The organism is Kaistia algarum, from assembly GCF_026343945.1.
Taxonomy (GTDB): Bacteria; Pseudomonadota; Alphaproteobacteria; order Rhizobiales; family Kaistiaceae; genus Kaistia; species Kaistia algarum.
The window spans coordinates 1591807-1605110 of record NZ_JAPKNJ010000001.1; the positions used below are offsets into that span (position 1 = coordinate 1591807).

The window sequence follows — 13304 nt, forward strand, 5'->3', positions numbered from 1 at the left end:
CTCCTGGCAGCACCGCGTCCAGGTAATCTTGAGCTGCGCTATAGCTGTGAGCTATCCGACTAGCCTTCCAGGTATGGAAAGCTTTGAGATCGCCCTTTCAGCGTGGAAGGTGAAGATCGTTTGGCATTGACCGTCACGGAAGGCCCACCCCGTCGCTGGCCGGCATCCCTTGGGGGCCGTCCTGTCTGCTCCCCCGAGCCACGATCTTGAGCGCGTCATCCCGCAGCGGCCGCTGCAGCGCGAGCGCGATGTCGGCCGGCGCGTCGAGCCACATGTCGACTTCGTCCTGAGTCGTCAGGATAACGGGCATCGCCTTCGGGTGAATCGGGCCGACCACGGCGTTCGGCTCTGTCGTCAGGAAGGCGAACAGGTCGGTCGTCTCGACGCCCGTCCTGGCCTTGCGGACGCTGGTCCAGTGCGGCGTCCATATGCCGGCGAAGAAGGCCAGCGGGCGACTGTCGTCGAGCGCGAACCAGGCGGGTGCCTTGATGGCGGCATCCCATTCCGAAAAGCTGGTGAAGGGAACGACGCAGCGGCTCTCGACGCCGAGCCATCGGCGCCAGTGCGGCGACTTCACATTGCGGACGTTGGTCACGCCAGCGTCGGGCTCGGATCGCCGCAGAGCTTCGCGATCGGCGAGCTTACCCTTGGCCTCGAGCTTATCGGCGCGGGCGTCGGCCGCCTTGTGCAGGATCGACGTCGGCGTTGGCATGCCCCACCGGACCATGGCCAGCTCGCGCCCGTCAGGCGTGTTGCGCACGACCGGCGCCGCATAGTCGGGAAAGATCCCCGGCAGCGGCGGAAGATTGCCGGTCGCGTCACGCATCGCACGGGCGAAGAACCGGATCGCCTCCTGCGTCGATGTCATGCTGTAGAGGTTGCACATGATCCACAGCCTGCCATAGGCGCGACCGCCGCTCAATCGACGGTCGATTGACTCCCGCTCCAATGAGAACAAAATAGGAACATATGAGCAAGGGAGATCGCGATGGGCCAGCCGGCGCGGACGGCAGGAGAGGAGCATTTTGCGGCCGAACAGGCGGCGCTGGACGCGCGAATCGACCGCCTTGTCGAGGCGCATGGCGGTGACTGGCGCGCCGCGATAGAGGTGATGCTGATCGCGCTCGATTATCGTACCGAACAGATCGCCTATGGCTTCGTGCGCGGCCGGCTGCAGCGATGAAGGAGATCGAGAAGCCCCCTCCTGAAATGACGCCCTGGCGGCTGCGCGACCTGATCGAGAAGCGTGTCATCAAAGGCCTTGGCGCACGGCTGACGCCCGACACCTGCGTCGTCGTGCTGCGGGCACTGCGGGCCTATGCCGCCGTGCCGAAGCGCGACCGGATCGCCGCGATCGTCTGCTGCCGGGCGCATGTTCGCCGGGAGCCATGCAAGCCGCTCTGCAGGCGATGCCTCGAGACTGCCTATGAGATCAAGCTGGAACTGCTTGCCGAGCCGGACTGGTTCGGCGACCGCGGGCGGTACGATGGTGGCGGACGTTGACAAGGGAATTGGGCATCGCGCGCAGTTTGATGTTGCCGATGGCGCCCGCGCGGGAACAGACGCGGGTCGTCCGGTTCATCGGAGTCGGCTAAGGCGCCCTGGGCAAGCCGCGTTCGGCCCTCTCTTTGTGAGTTCTGTCGAGAATCGCGTTCGCGCTTTCAGCCGCGCGAACGCATTGGGTGTGCAGTCGCTCCAGCTCGGCGTCTGAGAGCTTTTCGATCCCCATGAACTCATTCCCTGCCGCCGATGCGCGGATGAGTTCGTCGAGCTTCGTCTGCAAGGCAGAGCCGTCGCGGTTCTGGGAGTTCTGAATGACGAACACCATTAGGAAGGTGATAATCGTCGTGCCGGTGTTGATGACGAGCTGCCAGGTTTCCGAAAAGCCGAACAAGGGCCCAGTGACGGCCCAGAGTACCACCAGCCCGACCGCGCCGAAGAAGGCTGCAGGGGTGCCGGCGGTTCGCGAAACGAAGTTGGCAAATTTCGAAAACAGCCGGTTCATGTGAGCGCTCCCTAGATCCAGCGGATCAACGGCAGCCGCGTGGTCTATGTTCCATTCGAGGGCTGCCGATATTGACCCTTCCGGACAGGATGATTAAATCTCTGGCGTCCTATCGAGCCGCAGACCACGGTTGAGCATGAGCGAACGTGCCCGGGCCTTTCTCGATGTCTGGACGACCGATTTACTGGATCGGTCGCCCCTATTGATGTCTCAGGAAGCCGACATCCACGCACTGATAGGGGAATGTGTCGGGGAGGCTTCATTTATCGGCATTGACCGTGCAGAACTCGATCAGGCGGCAGGTGACCTTGCGGAATTTCTGAACCAGCGGCTCAAATCCTGTCCCGGCATTCACACGATCGGTTGACGTGTTCCGCTTCCCATCTAGGTATCCGTTCGGATACCTGACAATTCGGAAGGTCACATAGTCCGATCAGACTGGCCGTTGTCAAAGCCTGCCAATATCTCTACGGCCTCGTCTTCTCCAATAGCCGGTCGAGCTTGCCGTTGATGTCCTTCAGCGAGTCCTGGACGCCTTCCATCTCGTCTCGAGGCGGACGATCTTGGACGGCTGGTCGACCTGCTGCGTCCGCTCGTTTTCGAGCTGCACGACGCGCGCATCCAGCTTGGCAACTCACCAGACGAAGGCGGCGGACGGTGAGCGGATTCGGGACCATGAAGCAGATTGGTGAATATTCGCCGGCCAAAACCATACGGCAATCGAGCCGCCATCCTGCTCAGCGGCGCATAGCTCTGTTGAACATGGGAACCACTCGCATGTAAACTGGCACTCACGTGAGCAACCTTCGAACCTTCGGCCGAATTAGACCTCGGCTGAAGAAGGACGGGCGATCTCGCTCCTTGCCCCCCCTAGACCCAGGGTGAGATCGTCCGTCGCATTTCACTGAGGGTTGGGCGAGGATTGCGGTTGCCACGAGGAAATCTGGACCTGCTGCGATCCGGTTGCGTCGCCTGTGAGCTCGGCTTTCAGCAGCCCGGCGATAGTAAGGCTCGACACGACCATGACGACGCAAGCCAATGGCAAGGCCCAGGGCGACGGCGGTGACGGCCTATAGGAGCGGGTTCTTTGCCAGCCGGAAGTCATGGCTCTACCGACGGTGGTTAATGCGTTGGAGCAACTGTATCAGGGTTTCGGCTAAACTTTATGCGAAATATATAAAGACTGTTCGAAAAACGCCATTCTTTCGATATGAGACGAACATGACAGGGACAGATGCGCGGGTTCCGTGCTAAAAACCTCGGGTCTTTGGCGCCATCATCGCAAGGTCGCATGGCCTCAACTCTCGATAAACGTCTATTTCATCTGGTTAAATGAAGCAAATATCAGCCTTGTCACAAGACAACTTGGTCATTACAATTATCAATTCCGATGCCCGTGAGGGACGGCCCTACGATGTTTTTCGATTTATTAGGATAGTCGATTTGGAACAGATGTATGCACTTGGCCTTGTCGCAATCTTCGTACTCGCTGTGCTTGTTTATTTCGGATTTCATATCTCACAGTAGTGTGGTCGGCCATAAGCGCGCTCGCCGATCCGCGCGAGCTTGGCGTCGATCTGGTCCCACTGAAAATAGACCCCGGCCCGGAGCGCGCTGCCGGCGAGCCAGCCCGCGTCATTAGTTTCGCTCGATTTGCAACCTGCATTCCGAGATCGGAATGTTCCCCGCGAGTTGCCTACCGCCTCTGAACCTTCAGCGCCTCGATCGTGGCCGTAAGCGCCGCAATCTGCTGCCCCTGAAGCACGATGACATCGGTCAGCTTGCCGATGGCACGAGAGAGATCATCCTGAGCCTTGATGCGCTCTTCGCGGCCTCGCGTTTGGTTGCCCTCGATCGTCGAGGCACGGGCTTCGAGAGACGTCGTGCGGATGTTGAGCGACGCGGCGGACTCAGCAGCTGTGCTGGCGTCGGCCCTGATCTCGCCAATATAGGTCCAGAAGAGTAGCCCGAGCGCCCCGAGCATGACCGGGGTCACGAGCATGGCGAGCCTCGAAAGGACGAGGATCATCGTGCTTTGGGCGATTTTATCCGTCGTCGTCATTTACCAGCCAGCCCCTTTCTCAGGTCGTTCCCAGCGAGTACCGCCGCCAGATCGTCGCCATGAGCGACGGCATGTGCCTTGCGGACATCGCAGGTACGCAGCGCGCCCTTCAGGATCTCGGTATTGACATAGGGGCTCTTGCCCAGCTTCGCGGCGATGCCGGCCGTGCAGCTCGCGCGATCGGCCTCGGCAAGCTGTGGCGCCGTGACGGTCACGGGTGTTGGCGGCGCTGGCCTATTGGAGGCCCCGACGCAACCCGCCAAGCTCGTCAGGAGTGAGATCGCAAGAACGGGGACGATGCTGCGAATTGGCAGCGGCGGCGGCGACGGCATCGTCTGTCTCCTTCTGGACGACATCGATAGAGACTTGGGCAAAGCGGGCGCGCTGGCGCTCCGCAAGCTCTAGCGAAGCGGACTGAGCCGCGGCGCGCTGCAGGGCCGAGATCGTCGCGTCCTGGTCATCGATCGTCTTCTGCGCGATCTGTGCCTTGAGCTTGAGGGTGTCGACCTCGAACCAGCGATGCGCCGCATAGCCGCCGGCTGCGCTGCCGACTGCAAAGCCGATGACGCCGACAATCGCCATGCCCTTCAGGCCGAAGACAGATGGGAGAAGGCTCACGTTAGCAACGCCCAAACGAGCCAAGCAGCGAGCGAGGCGATCAGGGCGGAGCCCATAAACAGCGCCGGCCCAATGTCGAACGCGCCACGACTGTTAGAGGACTTCGCAAACGCCCACAGCCAAACACCGATCGTGATCGCGAGCGGGGCCAGCCACCAGCCGGCCGTGATGGTGAACGTCATTGCTTGGGCTCCGGCTCTAGACAGGGAAACGGCTCAACGGGAGGGAGAGGCTTGGGGGTCACAGCCCGCTCACGCAAAGTTCGCCCTCGCCGATCCGGGTCGCGTCGCCCATCTCGCGGCGTTTGACGAGGCCGATGAAGATGCGACCGGCGGCTTTGTTGAAGGCGGTCGCGGCGTTGCAGCTTTCGAGATACCGCCCGGCGATGCCGAGACGCACCGCCGTCGATTTGCAGACGCCCGCCGGGCCGATGTTCCAGCCGAGCGAATTGATCATCGCGCGCCACGACAGAGGCTTTTGGTCGAAGCCGGGGACGCAGGCCACATACTGCGCGCGGTACTGCATCATTCGGCGCACGAGACGCTTGTCGCAGCCGGCGGACGTCTCGATCATGCCGGGTGTCACGCCTTCCGTGTCCCCGTCGCAGATCGTCCACGGTTTGCCACCGGTTGCCGGGTCGGGATAGGCGCGCAGCTCGCGCCCCTCCCATGGCTTGTTGAGGAAGGTCGCGGCGAGCGCCACGTCGTCAGGGACGCGCGTGCCAGCGAGCATGGCGAAACCGGCAATGGAAGCCGCGACGATGGCGCCGATCGCCGCCTTGCCGCGCGCTGAAGAGCGGAGCTTATTGATCGGCATCGCCGCCTCCACTGATCTTCTTCTGGGGGATGAGCCTCGACAGCGCCGCACCAAGGCAGATTGCGATGACAACCCACGGCGGGATCGGCACGGCATAGCCGATGACCGCCACTGCCGAATCGAGCCCTTGCAGGAGCGCGGCGAGCAGCGATAGGCGGATGGCCCACGAGTGCCGAAGCACGACGTGCCAATCGTCGATCAGACGCATGGGATATCTCCGATGGATGGGGTGGGCTAGCGGATGTTCGGCAGCGCGAGACGCTTGATCTCGCGGGCGACATAGTCGGAAAGGATGCCGGTGCCGATCTCGGCGGGGTGGGTGCCGTCGCCGCCGATCGCCATCGCCGAATTGTCGATCGAGGAGAAGGCCGAGTTGTTCCAGGAACCGGCGACGATCGGCAGGAACGGCGCCCGGAAGAGCGGGATAAAGGTGGTCAGACCGAGAGGGTCCGCCGCCTGCGTCACGCCGGCAAGCACCGCATCCTCGGTCGTCGCTACATTGGCGTCGTTGCGAGGCCATGCGCCGAGAACGATGATCGGCTTCAGATAGCCGGCCGACCTGGCGGCCTGCAGGGCTGCCTTGACGGCCGCCGTGACGGCCGCCGCGGTATAGCCGGTGTCATTGGTCGGACAGCCGAAGACGAGGATGTCCGGGCTGAGCGCCACAGCCTGGGCGACGCGCTGACCATAGGTGTAGTAGCTGGCTCCAGCATCGTTGATCCAGCCGGTACCGCCATGGGAGAGGTTCCACGGATCGGTCCAACCAAGCCACCGGGCGATCCGATTTGGGACTGTGTTTCCCGCAACCCAGGGGCCGTAGCCTGATCCATCGAAGAGACTATCACCCGCGAAGACGGCGCGGATATCGTTCTCGGTCGAAGGCGGCCGGATCATGGAGGCGTTGTTGATGACAACACCTTGGAAAGCCCACTGGTCCTTCGGCCCCTCGATCTCGATCAAGCGGTTGCGGCGTAGCCCGGCGAAGGTCAGCGTGTGATAGGTCAGCGATGCCGATCGCGGCAGGCATGCCATTGACAGATAGCGGCCGTCGATGAGCACGCGCGGCGCCGGCGATCCGCCCGGAACCGGGATCGTGATGACCGGACTATCCGTCACACACGCGATGCGGATGCCCTGACCGTACTCCCTGGTAGCTGCCTTCGCGTCGCCGACATAGGGATACCAGTTGGTCGCCGAGACCGTCTCGCCATAGCCACCATAGATCCGATAGAGGCTCGGATAGGTCGCCGGATAGATCGCGATATTGTTGGGGCTCGACGGTGCCGATGTGCTCGACGAATAGGATGGCGCCCCCGCCTCGTCTGCCGTGATCGGCGCCGGGCCGAGATATGTCCACAGCACAGCACCGTCAGTGACCGCCTGCCCATTGGTATGCGTTGGGGCCGTCGCGCCGGACGTGCCGGCACCGGTTGCGACATACCAGCCACCAGCATTGGAAACGACCGTGCCCGATGCATAGGCGGTGCCCGTCACCCATGCCGCGACATTGCGCCAGGGGTTGAGGATCAGCGGATTGTTGATTTCCGCTGCGCGCGCCAGTCGCCGCAATTTGGCGCCGAGCGTCTCGCGAAGTGTAATGGGCGGGAAGACGCCGAGGCCGATCAGTTGGGCGAGGTTCATTGCTTCACCCACAGACTGATGCCGGTCAGATTGTCCGAGCCGTCATAGGTGAAGGTCTGCACCCATATGCCGCCCGGATCTCCCCCGACGGCCGGACGCGTCGCGGTGATCGTCGAGACCTTGCCGGTGCCGGTATAGGCGATCGCCTGTTGGCAGCTTTCGAGGCTGAAGATGTTGCCGACCGAATCGACGATCCCTTCAGGCGCCTGCGTCATGATCTTCTCCCAAGCTTCCAGCTATTGACCGCCGAACATGAAGGCCGCGTCAGGCAGCCCGCGTGATTTCGACGGTCGTGTAGATTTCGATGCCGAAGTTGGACGCAATGCCGAAGCCGTCGGACGCCTCGGTCGAGGTGGCGCGGTGACGGATCTCGAACTCGGTATCGTCCTTGACGATGACCGAAACTTCGCCATCGCTTCGGGTCATGGTCGTGTCCGCCGTGCCGGCCGCGGCGACCCCGCCACGCTTGATCTCCAGCGAGTGGGTGTAGTCGTAGAGGAAGCTGCGATGCGCCCCGACCTTGTAGGCTGGCGCCGACCATTTCACGATCCACGTGCCGGCCGGCAACATGAACCGGTTTGAGGCGATCGAGATTCCGGACGGGTTGGGAGCCGGCGGCCATAGGGTGTTCAGCGTGCGGGTCTGATCAGCGCCGGAGGTGAACGTCCCGCCTGCCGTGTTCGCCAGCTTCTCATCGGTGATGATCGCGTGCGGACCGTGGCGCTCCTGTTGACGCAGATCGATGAGGCTGCCGATCACCCCGCCGGCAAAGCCGGTGATCGAGGATTGAGCCAATGACGTCAGATGCGTGCCATCCGGTGAAATGAATGGATTGCTCATGTCCTGAAAGGCTGGCCATGCCGCGAGGTCCAGGAGCCGCAGATAGTCGGTACCGAGACCTCCGCGAATAGAGGTATTGAGTGTGCCGAGAGCCGTCGTTTGGCCGCCCGTAAAGCTCAGAATCGGATAGGCCGTCGCGGCGACGGTAAGGAAGCCAAGCGCGGTAGCGGCCGCGAGCGCGCTCTGCATGGCGGCCCATGTCGTGGCTGCAGAGGCCCCGTTGTTGATGTCGTTGACCCCCAGCAGGTTCATATAAATGCAGGGGATGTCCGGCCGGTACATCGGCGCGATGACCGTTGCGAAGTCGGCCGCCGAGACCGACGCCAGCTTGCCGGCGAACGACATATTGTAGATTTCGATGGTCCGACCGAGCGTGGCTTCCAGGCCACGCGACCACGTCTGAAGGGCTGTCGTCATCGCCAGCGTTTCGCGGCTGGTACCGTCGACTACAATACGCGCGATCGGATCCTTCGGGCGGCGGACGATGTTGCTCATCGTGCGGTCCACTGCACGCGCGTCGGCGTCGCTGAGAGCGGTGTTGAAGATCGCCAGGCCGTAGTGGAAGAATGAACCGAACAGCCCGTCGCCAAGCGTGGTCAGGCTCAACCCGGCGCCGACGATCGCGCCGGTGGCAAGGTTCGCCAGCGTGTTCGAGCGGCCGTCCAGCCAATGCTTGAAAGCAGAAGCGGAGGACGTGAAGCCGACGACGCATGGCTCGATCGGCGGCACGAGGCCGGCCGATACGCGAGGGCCGGTAAAGCTGCCGTCGATGGTGGTGTAGAGGCCAACATTGGCAGTGGTGCCGAGTGTCCCGAAGGTCATGAGGTTGAAGCTCTCCGTCAGCGGAGAGTTTGCCGACAGAAAGGTCAGGATGGCCCCGCCCTCCAGCGACGACGGGAATGCCGCGGCCTCGAACGCCGAAATGGACTGGCGGCTCAAGGAAAGCACAGAATCCGGGACCAGGGACGTGAAGCCGCCCGCCACATAGCCGTAGAGCGAGTTATCCATGATCATCGGCAGAACGCCGTCGCGCACCACGTCCAGATTGACCGGCGGCACGACGCTATGGCCCGGATAAGCTATCCAATAGCCGCCGCGCGTGCCCTGATCATAGATGCGGGTGATCGTTCCCGAGGAACCGGCGCCGCCATTGCCCAGAGCCAGCCAATCCCGGATGGCAGCGAGGTCGACCCCCTTGGTGGACGCGTCCCAGCCGAAATCAACCTCCTCCGCATCGGAGGCTCGCTTCACGCGCACCGAATACCCTGAATATCCAGCGAGCAGCCGACCCGAAACGAACGAGTAGGGCTCGACCGGAAACGCGATCGGCACGCGCGAATTGGAGACATACGGGTCGTTCGAGGTCTTGGGATTGATCAGGGTCAGTCCGGTGACCGCCGCCTGGATCTCGCCGAGCGGGGACCCGGCGATGGCGGCTTCGATGACCGGGCCGATCTGCTGAATCAATGTCTTCGACGGGTTGTTCAACCCGGAGGACGGGACGCCATCGGTCACATATTTGCGAAACGCGTATGCGAACGCGCTGGCGATCGTGCCCATGCGGACCTCGATTGATCAGGGATGAAGATGAAGGGGTGTCAGGTGACGGTGACGGAGCCCGTCGCGACCTCGGAACTCTCGATGCCCGAGAAGTTCGCGGAGGTCAGCCAATAGTAATAGGTGCCCACGGTGAGGCCGGTATCGACATAACTGCGCGGCGACGATGCTGCCGAATAGATCGCGTCCACCAGCGAGGCGGTACCGAAACTGTTCGTCGTGTTGCGATAGACCCGGGTCGAGGCGAAGTTGGCCGAGTTCGGCGTCGTCCAGTCGACCGTCGCCTGCCCCACACCACCCGTTGCGGACGCCGATGTCGGAAGACCGGGAGCGGTCGGATCAGCCGTCGCCGTCGCATCGATATAGGCGGTATAGGCCGACGAACTGGCCGCCGACCATGTCCGGAGCCGGAACTGATATTCGACGCCATCGGAGAGATAGCCGGTCGAGACCTCGTCCTGTCCGGCCGTGGAAAGCACGCTTTGCGCCACGCCGCCCGCCGTCGGCGACCATTCCAGCTCATAGGTCAGCGCGTCGGAGACGTGATCCCAGGTGCCCTTGGCATAGGCCGCGGTCTGGCCTCCGCCAAGATCCGCCGTCTCGATCGATATCCCGAAATTCACCGGGTCCGGGATATCGCCACGCGCCAGGATCGTACCGACCGTGCCGGCGACACCCTCTTCCGTTGCCGCCACGAAATCATAGAGATTGGCCGGAACGACGATGCCGCTGATCTCATAAGTCAGGGTCGCCAGCGACAGCTTGGGGCGGTCAAGGATCTCGATGATGGCTTCGACCATCAGCGGCGGGCGATGCACCTTGATGAAGCGCCGATAGGGTGCATTCCGCGCCGCCTCATAGGTCGCGACCAGCGTGACGCGCGGCGCGTTGGCGCGGATAAAGGCGAGCTTCTGCAATCGGGCACTGTGGTTGTGCACCTGCACGACCTGATTATCGAGCGTCTTGGTGCGCTGGTCATCCAGCGACAGATAGGGATTGCCATAGGTCGCGGCGTCGACCGTGTTGTAGTTGCTTGCGGGGTCGGTGAAACGCCCGCGCACCGCCAGCACCGTCGATGCCTTGGACCGGTTCGCCTTGAAGCTCACCGACAGCAGATCGGTTTCAGTCAGGCGAATGTCCGGCGCGACATACTCGCCGGCATGGACGGCGACCTTGCCCTCGGCCGTTTCGTAGATCACCAGCTCGGCGGCCTGATCGATCAGCCGGCCGACCTGAACCTGATCGTTCGAATAGCGATACCATAGCCCGCCATGGTAGCGGCGATCATAGCCACCAGCCCGGTTCAGAACATATTCGTCGCAGACATCGGCGGCGCGCGCCCAACTCGCCATGTCCATGTCGGCAGCCGAGAGCTTGGCGCCGCCCGATGGATGCATCAGATGATCGAGCCGGATCAGGGCGAGGTTTTGCGAATAGGCGGTGACGCCGCTGCGAGGGTCATAGACCTCCGCGCCCTCGATGATCGCCGTGTGTACGGGCATCTGCTGCGGATAGACGGTCTGGTAGTCTTCCGCCGCAACGGTAGCGCAGGACAACAGCACGGTTGCCAGTCCGTCGCCGCGATGGGCCGTTGTCCAGATCGAAGGAAAAGCCGAGACGATCGCGCCATAGGCGGTGCTGGCATCGGCGCCCAGCCGTTTGTCGAGATAGACGTACGGGTAGAAATGGCCGGGACCGACAACCTGCCCCGTGCCGGAATTCAATGTGATTTCCTCATCATGTAGCCAGTGCGACACAACGCTATGGATCTTGTGCGCCGCGATGCAGATGATGTGGAAGGCGACGCCGCCAACCTCCTCGAGGAAGAGGTAGTCGCCGCCCTTCTTGACCCTGCCATAGACCCGGCAAAGATCGGGAACGTTCTGCTTGAGATTGTACTTGCCGTCCGAGGATTTCGGGACGGCGGGTTGATTCGATGCACTGAGCAGATAGTTCGCGCCGATAGACAGCGCCGCGACACCAAGCCCGCCAATAAGAGAGGCCGCAATCGAGGAAGTGACGATCCACGTCGCGATACCGCCGAAATTGCCGATCGCCGCGAAGACAAGAAGACCAATGGCCTGCGGCATCAGATCCTCCAGCAAGCCAAGAGCGGGGCCGAAAACTGAACCATTCCGCCCTTCAGGCGCACCTGCCAGCGAACGCCGTCAAAGATGGCGCCCCATTGGCGATGAATGTTGGATCGGTCGCCGATGACGCCGACTGAGCCCGCATCGGGGGTGCTGGACAGCTCCAGCGGAATGAGTGCGAAGCACGCCTTCACGATCGGCAGAACCCCGCCAGCAGCGTCGAGGATCGTGTTGAGGTCCGCTTCCGTGCGATAGGTGCCACGCAGATGCGCCGCGCAATCCTGGTACCCGTTCTCGATCAGCCAGTCGGCCATGACCAGGCAGCAATCGACTTCGCCCCATACCCATGGGCGGGCGCCATACTCGGTCAAAAAACCTTGCAGCTTCACGTCGTGAACCGAGGCCAGACGATGGTGTGGTCGAGCAGCAACGGCACCCGTTCCGCGATCTCGTCTGCCGCCGCGCCCGGATTGAGGATCGCTGACCGCGCCTTCTGATCGACATCGGACAGAACGGCGCCATTGGTGAGGTTGCGAAGCGTGAACCGGTTCGTCACTGCGATCGAGACCGATGCAACATAGCTCTCGCCCTGCCCGCCATCGTCGAAGCTGATATCGTCGATCGCGCCGGTGAATTTCACGTCCGGGGCGCCATCCGGCTGGTCATATTCGTCGCAGGGCTGGATCAGGATCTGCACGACCGACCCGACCACGTCGCCGGCCGCATCATCCTGCCAGGCGAGATCGATCAGTTCCGGTATTGGCGCCGACAAAGAGAGACCCAGCGTCGCCGCCTCGCCGTTCAGCGCCTGCTCGATCTGATCGAGCCCGACCAGGGCACCCGCCCCCGACCAGATATCGCCATTCACGTCCATGTAGGGGCCGGCACCATCTACCAGCCGAACGGCACCACTCGGAAAATCGAGCCTGACGAGGATCTTGATCGAGCAGATCGGCATGTCAGAGCAACCCGTTGGCAAGATCGGACCAGTAATCGACCGCCTCGACGCAGTTGACGGCAACCTTGTCGGCGCCGGCCCTGGTCAGGCCCCCGTCCATTTCCCGGTCGCTCGCCAGATGGACCAGGCATGTGGGATTATCGCATTCGAGAATGGCGCCGGCGGGAATGGTGGCCCGGATCGCCGGAAAAACGGAGACACGCCACAGATCCCCATCAATCGTGAGGGCATTGCCCGTCTCATAGAGCGCGTGATTATAGGAAAAGCGGATCCCGGACAGATCGGGTGACGCCTCGATCCGACGCAAGGTGACAATCGTTGCTCCGATCGTTGCCAGGGTCTCCATCGATATCTGCAGCTTGGGCGACGCGTAGAGTGCGCCGTCATCCAGCGGCGTGCCGTCATCATGCGGCACCAGGCTTTGCGCCGGACCGTCGTCATCCACCCAGGGCGACGTGTCGCGTGAATAGACGGGCACCACCAGAAAGCCGGCGCGCCCGACCAACGTACTGCGCAGCGCGTTCCATGCGCGCCGGGTCGCCGGGTCGTAGAGCGCGATCTGCTGCAACGCGATCGCCCAATAGCCCCGATCGGATCGGATCGTGCGTTCGATGCCGCCGAGCGTGCGACCGCCCGAGCGGGACATCGGCGACGGCGCGGCGACAATCTGCCCCGGCTTCAAATTTTCCGGCCAATAGACGATGGACGTTGTCATCG

General features: G+C 62.7%; 18 protein-coding genes. 3 read left to right on the forward strand and 15 right to left on the reverse strand.

All coding sequences use genetic code 11. The features are described from left to right. Window positions 1-133: 133 nt before the first annotated feature. Window positions 134-886, reverse strand: a complete 753-nt coding sequence (locus tag OSH05_RS07710) for an SOS response-associated peptidase (protein ID WP_266352364.1) — start codon at window positions 884-886, stop codon at window positions 134-136. 102 nt (window positions 887-988) lie between these two features. Here OSH05_RS07710 and OSH05_RS07715 point away from each other — a divergent pair, with 102 nt between their 5' ends. Then, entirely contained in the window at window positions 989-1183 is a 195-nt protein-coding gene (locus tag OSH05_RS07715) for a hypothetical protein (RefSeq protein ID WP_104221407.1), read from the forward strand. Continuing rightward, window positions 1180-1503 carry a hypothetical protein gene (locus OSH05_RS07720; protein ID WP_133163172.1) on the forward strand — a complete coding sequence of 108 codons (324 nt, stop codon included), beginning with the start codon at window positions 1180-1182 and terminating at the stop codon, window positions 1501-1503. Before OSH05_RS07715 ends, OSH05_RS07720 begins: the two co-directional genes overlap by 4 nt. 88 nt (window positions 1504-1591) lie before the next feature. On the opposite strand, the gene OSH05_RS07725 is transcribed toward OSH05_RS07720, so the two are convergent. Next, on the reverse strand, window positions 1592-2005 hold the full coding sequence (locus OSH05_RS07725; protein ID WP_104221409.1) for a low affinity iron permease family protein: 414 nt from the start codon (window positions 2003-2005) through the stop codon (window positions 1592-1594). 136 nt (window positions 2006-2141) lie between these two features. Between OSH05_RS07725 and OSH05_RS07730 the strand changes: the two genes are divergently transcribed. Further along, complete coding sequence (locus OSH05_RS07730; protein WP_104221410.1) at window positions 2142-2372, forward strand: hypothetical protein; 231 nt, start codon at window positions 2142-2144, stop codon at window positions 2370-2372. Window positions 2373-3701: 1329 nt separating this feature from the next. Here OSH05_RS07730 and OSH05_RS07735 read toward each other — a convergent pair. The 13 genes from OSH05_RS07735 to OSH05_RS07795 are packed head-to-tail and all read right to left on the reverse strand — an operon-like array spanning window position 3702 to window position 13302. Beyond that, window positions 3702-4067, reverse strand: a complete 366-nt coding sequence (locus OSH05_RS07735) for a hypothetical protein (RefSeq protein ID WP_104221412.1) — start codon at window positions 4065-4067, stop codon at window positions 3702-3704. Beyond that, on the reverse strand, window positions 4064-4282 hold the full coding sequence (locus tag OSH05_RS07740) for a hypothetical protein (RefSeq protein ID WP_104221413.1): 219 nt from the start codon (window positions 4280-4282) through the stop codon (window positions 4064-4066). The genes OSH05_RS07735 and OSH05_RS07740 overlap by 4 nt, the downstream gene beginning before the upstream one ends. Before the next feature lie 19 nt (window positions 4283-4301). Further along, window positions 4302-4685: a hypothetical protein gene (locus OSH05_RS07745; RefSeq protein WP_133163173.1), complete on the reverse strand. Its 384-nt coding sequence runs from the start codon at window positions 4683-4685 to the stop codon at window positions 4302-4304. Continuing rightward, window positions 4682-4867 carry a hypothetical protein gene (locus tag OSH05_RS07750; protein ID WP_104221415.1) on the reverse strand — a complete coding sequence of 62 codons (186 nt, stop codon included), beginning with the start codon at window positions 4865-4867 and terminating at the stop codon, window positions 4682-4684. The genes OSH05_RS07745 and OSH05_RS07750 overlap by 4 nt, the downstream gene beginning before the upstream one ends. Before the next feature lie 58 nt (window positions 4868-4925). Beyond that, the gene (locus OSH05_RS07755; RefSeq protein WP_104221416.1) at window positions 4926-5501 is read right to left on the reverse strand and encodes a lysozyme; all 576 of its coding nucleotides are present in this window, start codon (window positions 5499-5501) and stop codon (window positions 4926-4928) included. After that, complete coding sequence (locus tag OSH05_RS07760) at window positions 5488-5709, reverse strand: DUF7940 domain-containing protein (protein ID WP_104221417.1); 222 nt, start codon at window positions 5707-5709, stop codon at window positions 5488-5490. The genes OSH05_RS07755 and OSH05_RS07760 overlap by 14 nt, the downstream gene beginning before the upstream one ends. A 26-nt stretch (window positions 5710-5735) precedes the next feature. Further along, window positions 5736-7142, reverse strand: coding sequence for an SGNH/GDSL hydrolase family protein (locus OSH05_RS07765; protein WP_104221418.1), 1407 nt, complete (start codon window positions 7140-7142; stop codon window positions 5736-5738). Beyond that, complete coding sequence (locus OSH05_RS07770) at window positions 7139-7357, reverse strand: hypothetical protein (protein ID WP_104221419.1); 219 nt, start codon at window positions 7355-7357, stop codon at window positions 7139-7141. The genes OSH05_RS07765 and OSH05_RS07770 overlap by 4 nt, the downstream gene beginning before the upstream one ends. 49 nt (window positions 7358-7406) lie before the next feature. Next, window positions 7407-9542 (reverse strand): hypothetical protein, encoded by a 2136-nt coding sequence (locus tag OSH05_RS07775; RefSeq protein ID WP_104221420.1) that lies wholly within the window; start codon window positions 9540-9542, stop codon window positions 7407-7409. Window positions 9543-9580: 38 nt separating this feature from the next. Further along, window positions 9581-11629 (reverse strand): phage tail protein, encoded by a 2049-nt coding sequence (locus OSH05_RS07780; RefSeq protein WP_104221421.1) that lies wholly within the window; start codon window positions 11627-11629, stop codon window positions 9581-9583. Continuing rightward, a complete protein-coding gene (locus OSH05_RS07785) occupies window positions 11629-12018 on the reverse strand; it encodes a DUF6950 family protein (protein ID WP_266352114.1) in 390 nt (129 codons plus the stop codon). Before OSH05_RS07785 ends, OSH05_RS07780 begins: the two co-directional genes overlap by 1 nt. Next, on the reverse strand, window positions 12015-12587 hold the full coding sequence (locus tag OSH05_RS07790; protein ID WP_104221423.1) for a hypothetical protein: 573 nt from the start codon (window positions 12585-12587) through the stop codon (window positions 12015-12017). The genes OSH05_RS07785 and OSH05_RS07790 overlap by 4 nt, the downstream gene beginning before the upstream one ends. A 1-nt stretch (window position 12588) precedes the next feature. Further along, the gene (locus OSH05_RS07795) at window positions 12589-13302 is read right to left on the reverse strand and encodes a hypothetical protein (RefSeq protein WP_104221424.1); all 714 of its coding nucleotides are present in this window, start codon (window positions 13300-13302) and stop codon (window positions 12589-12591) included. Window positions 13303-13304 lie beyond the last annotated feature (2 nt).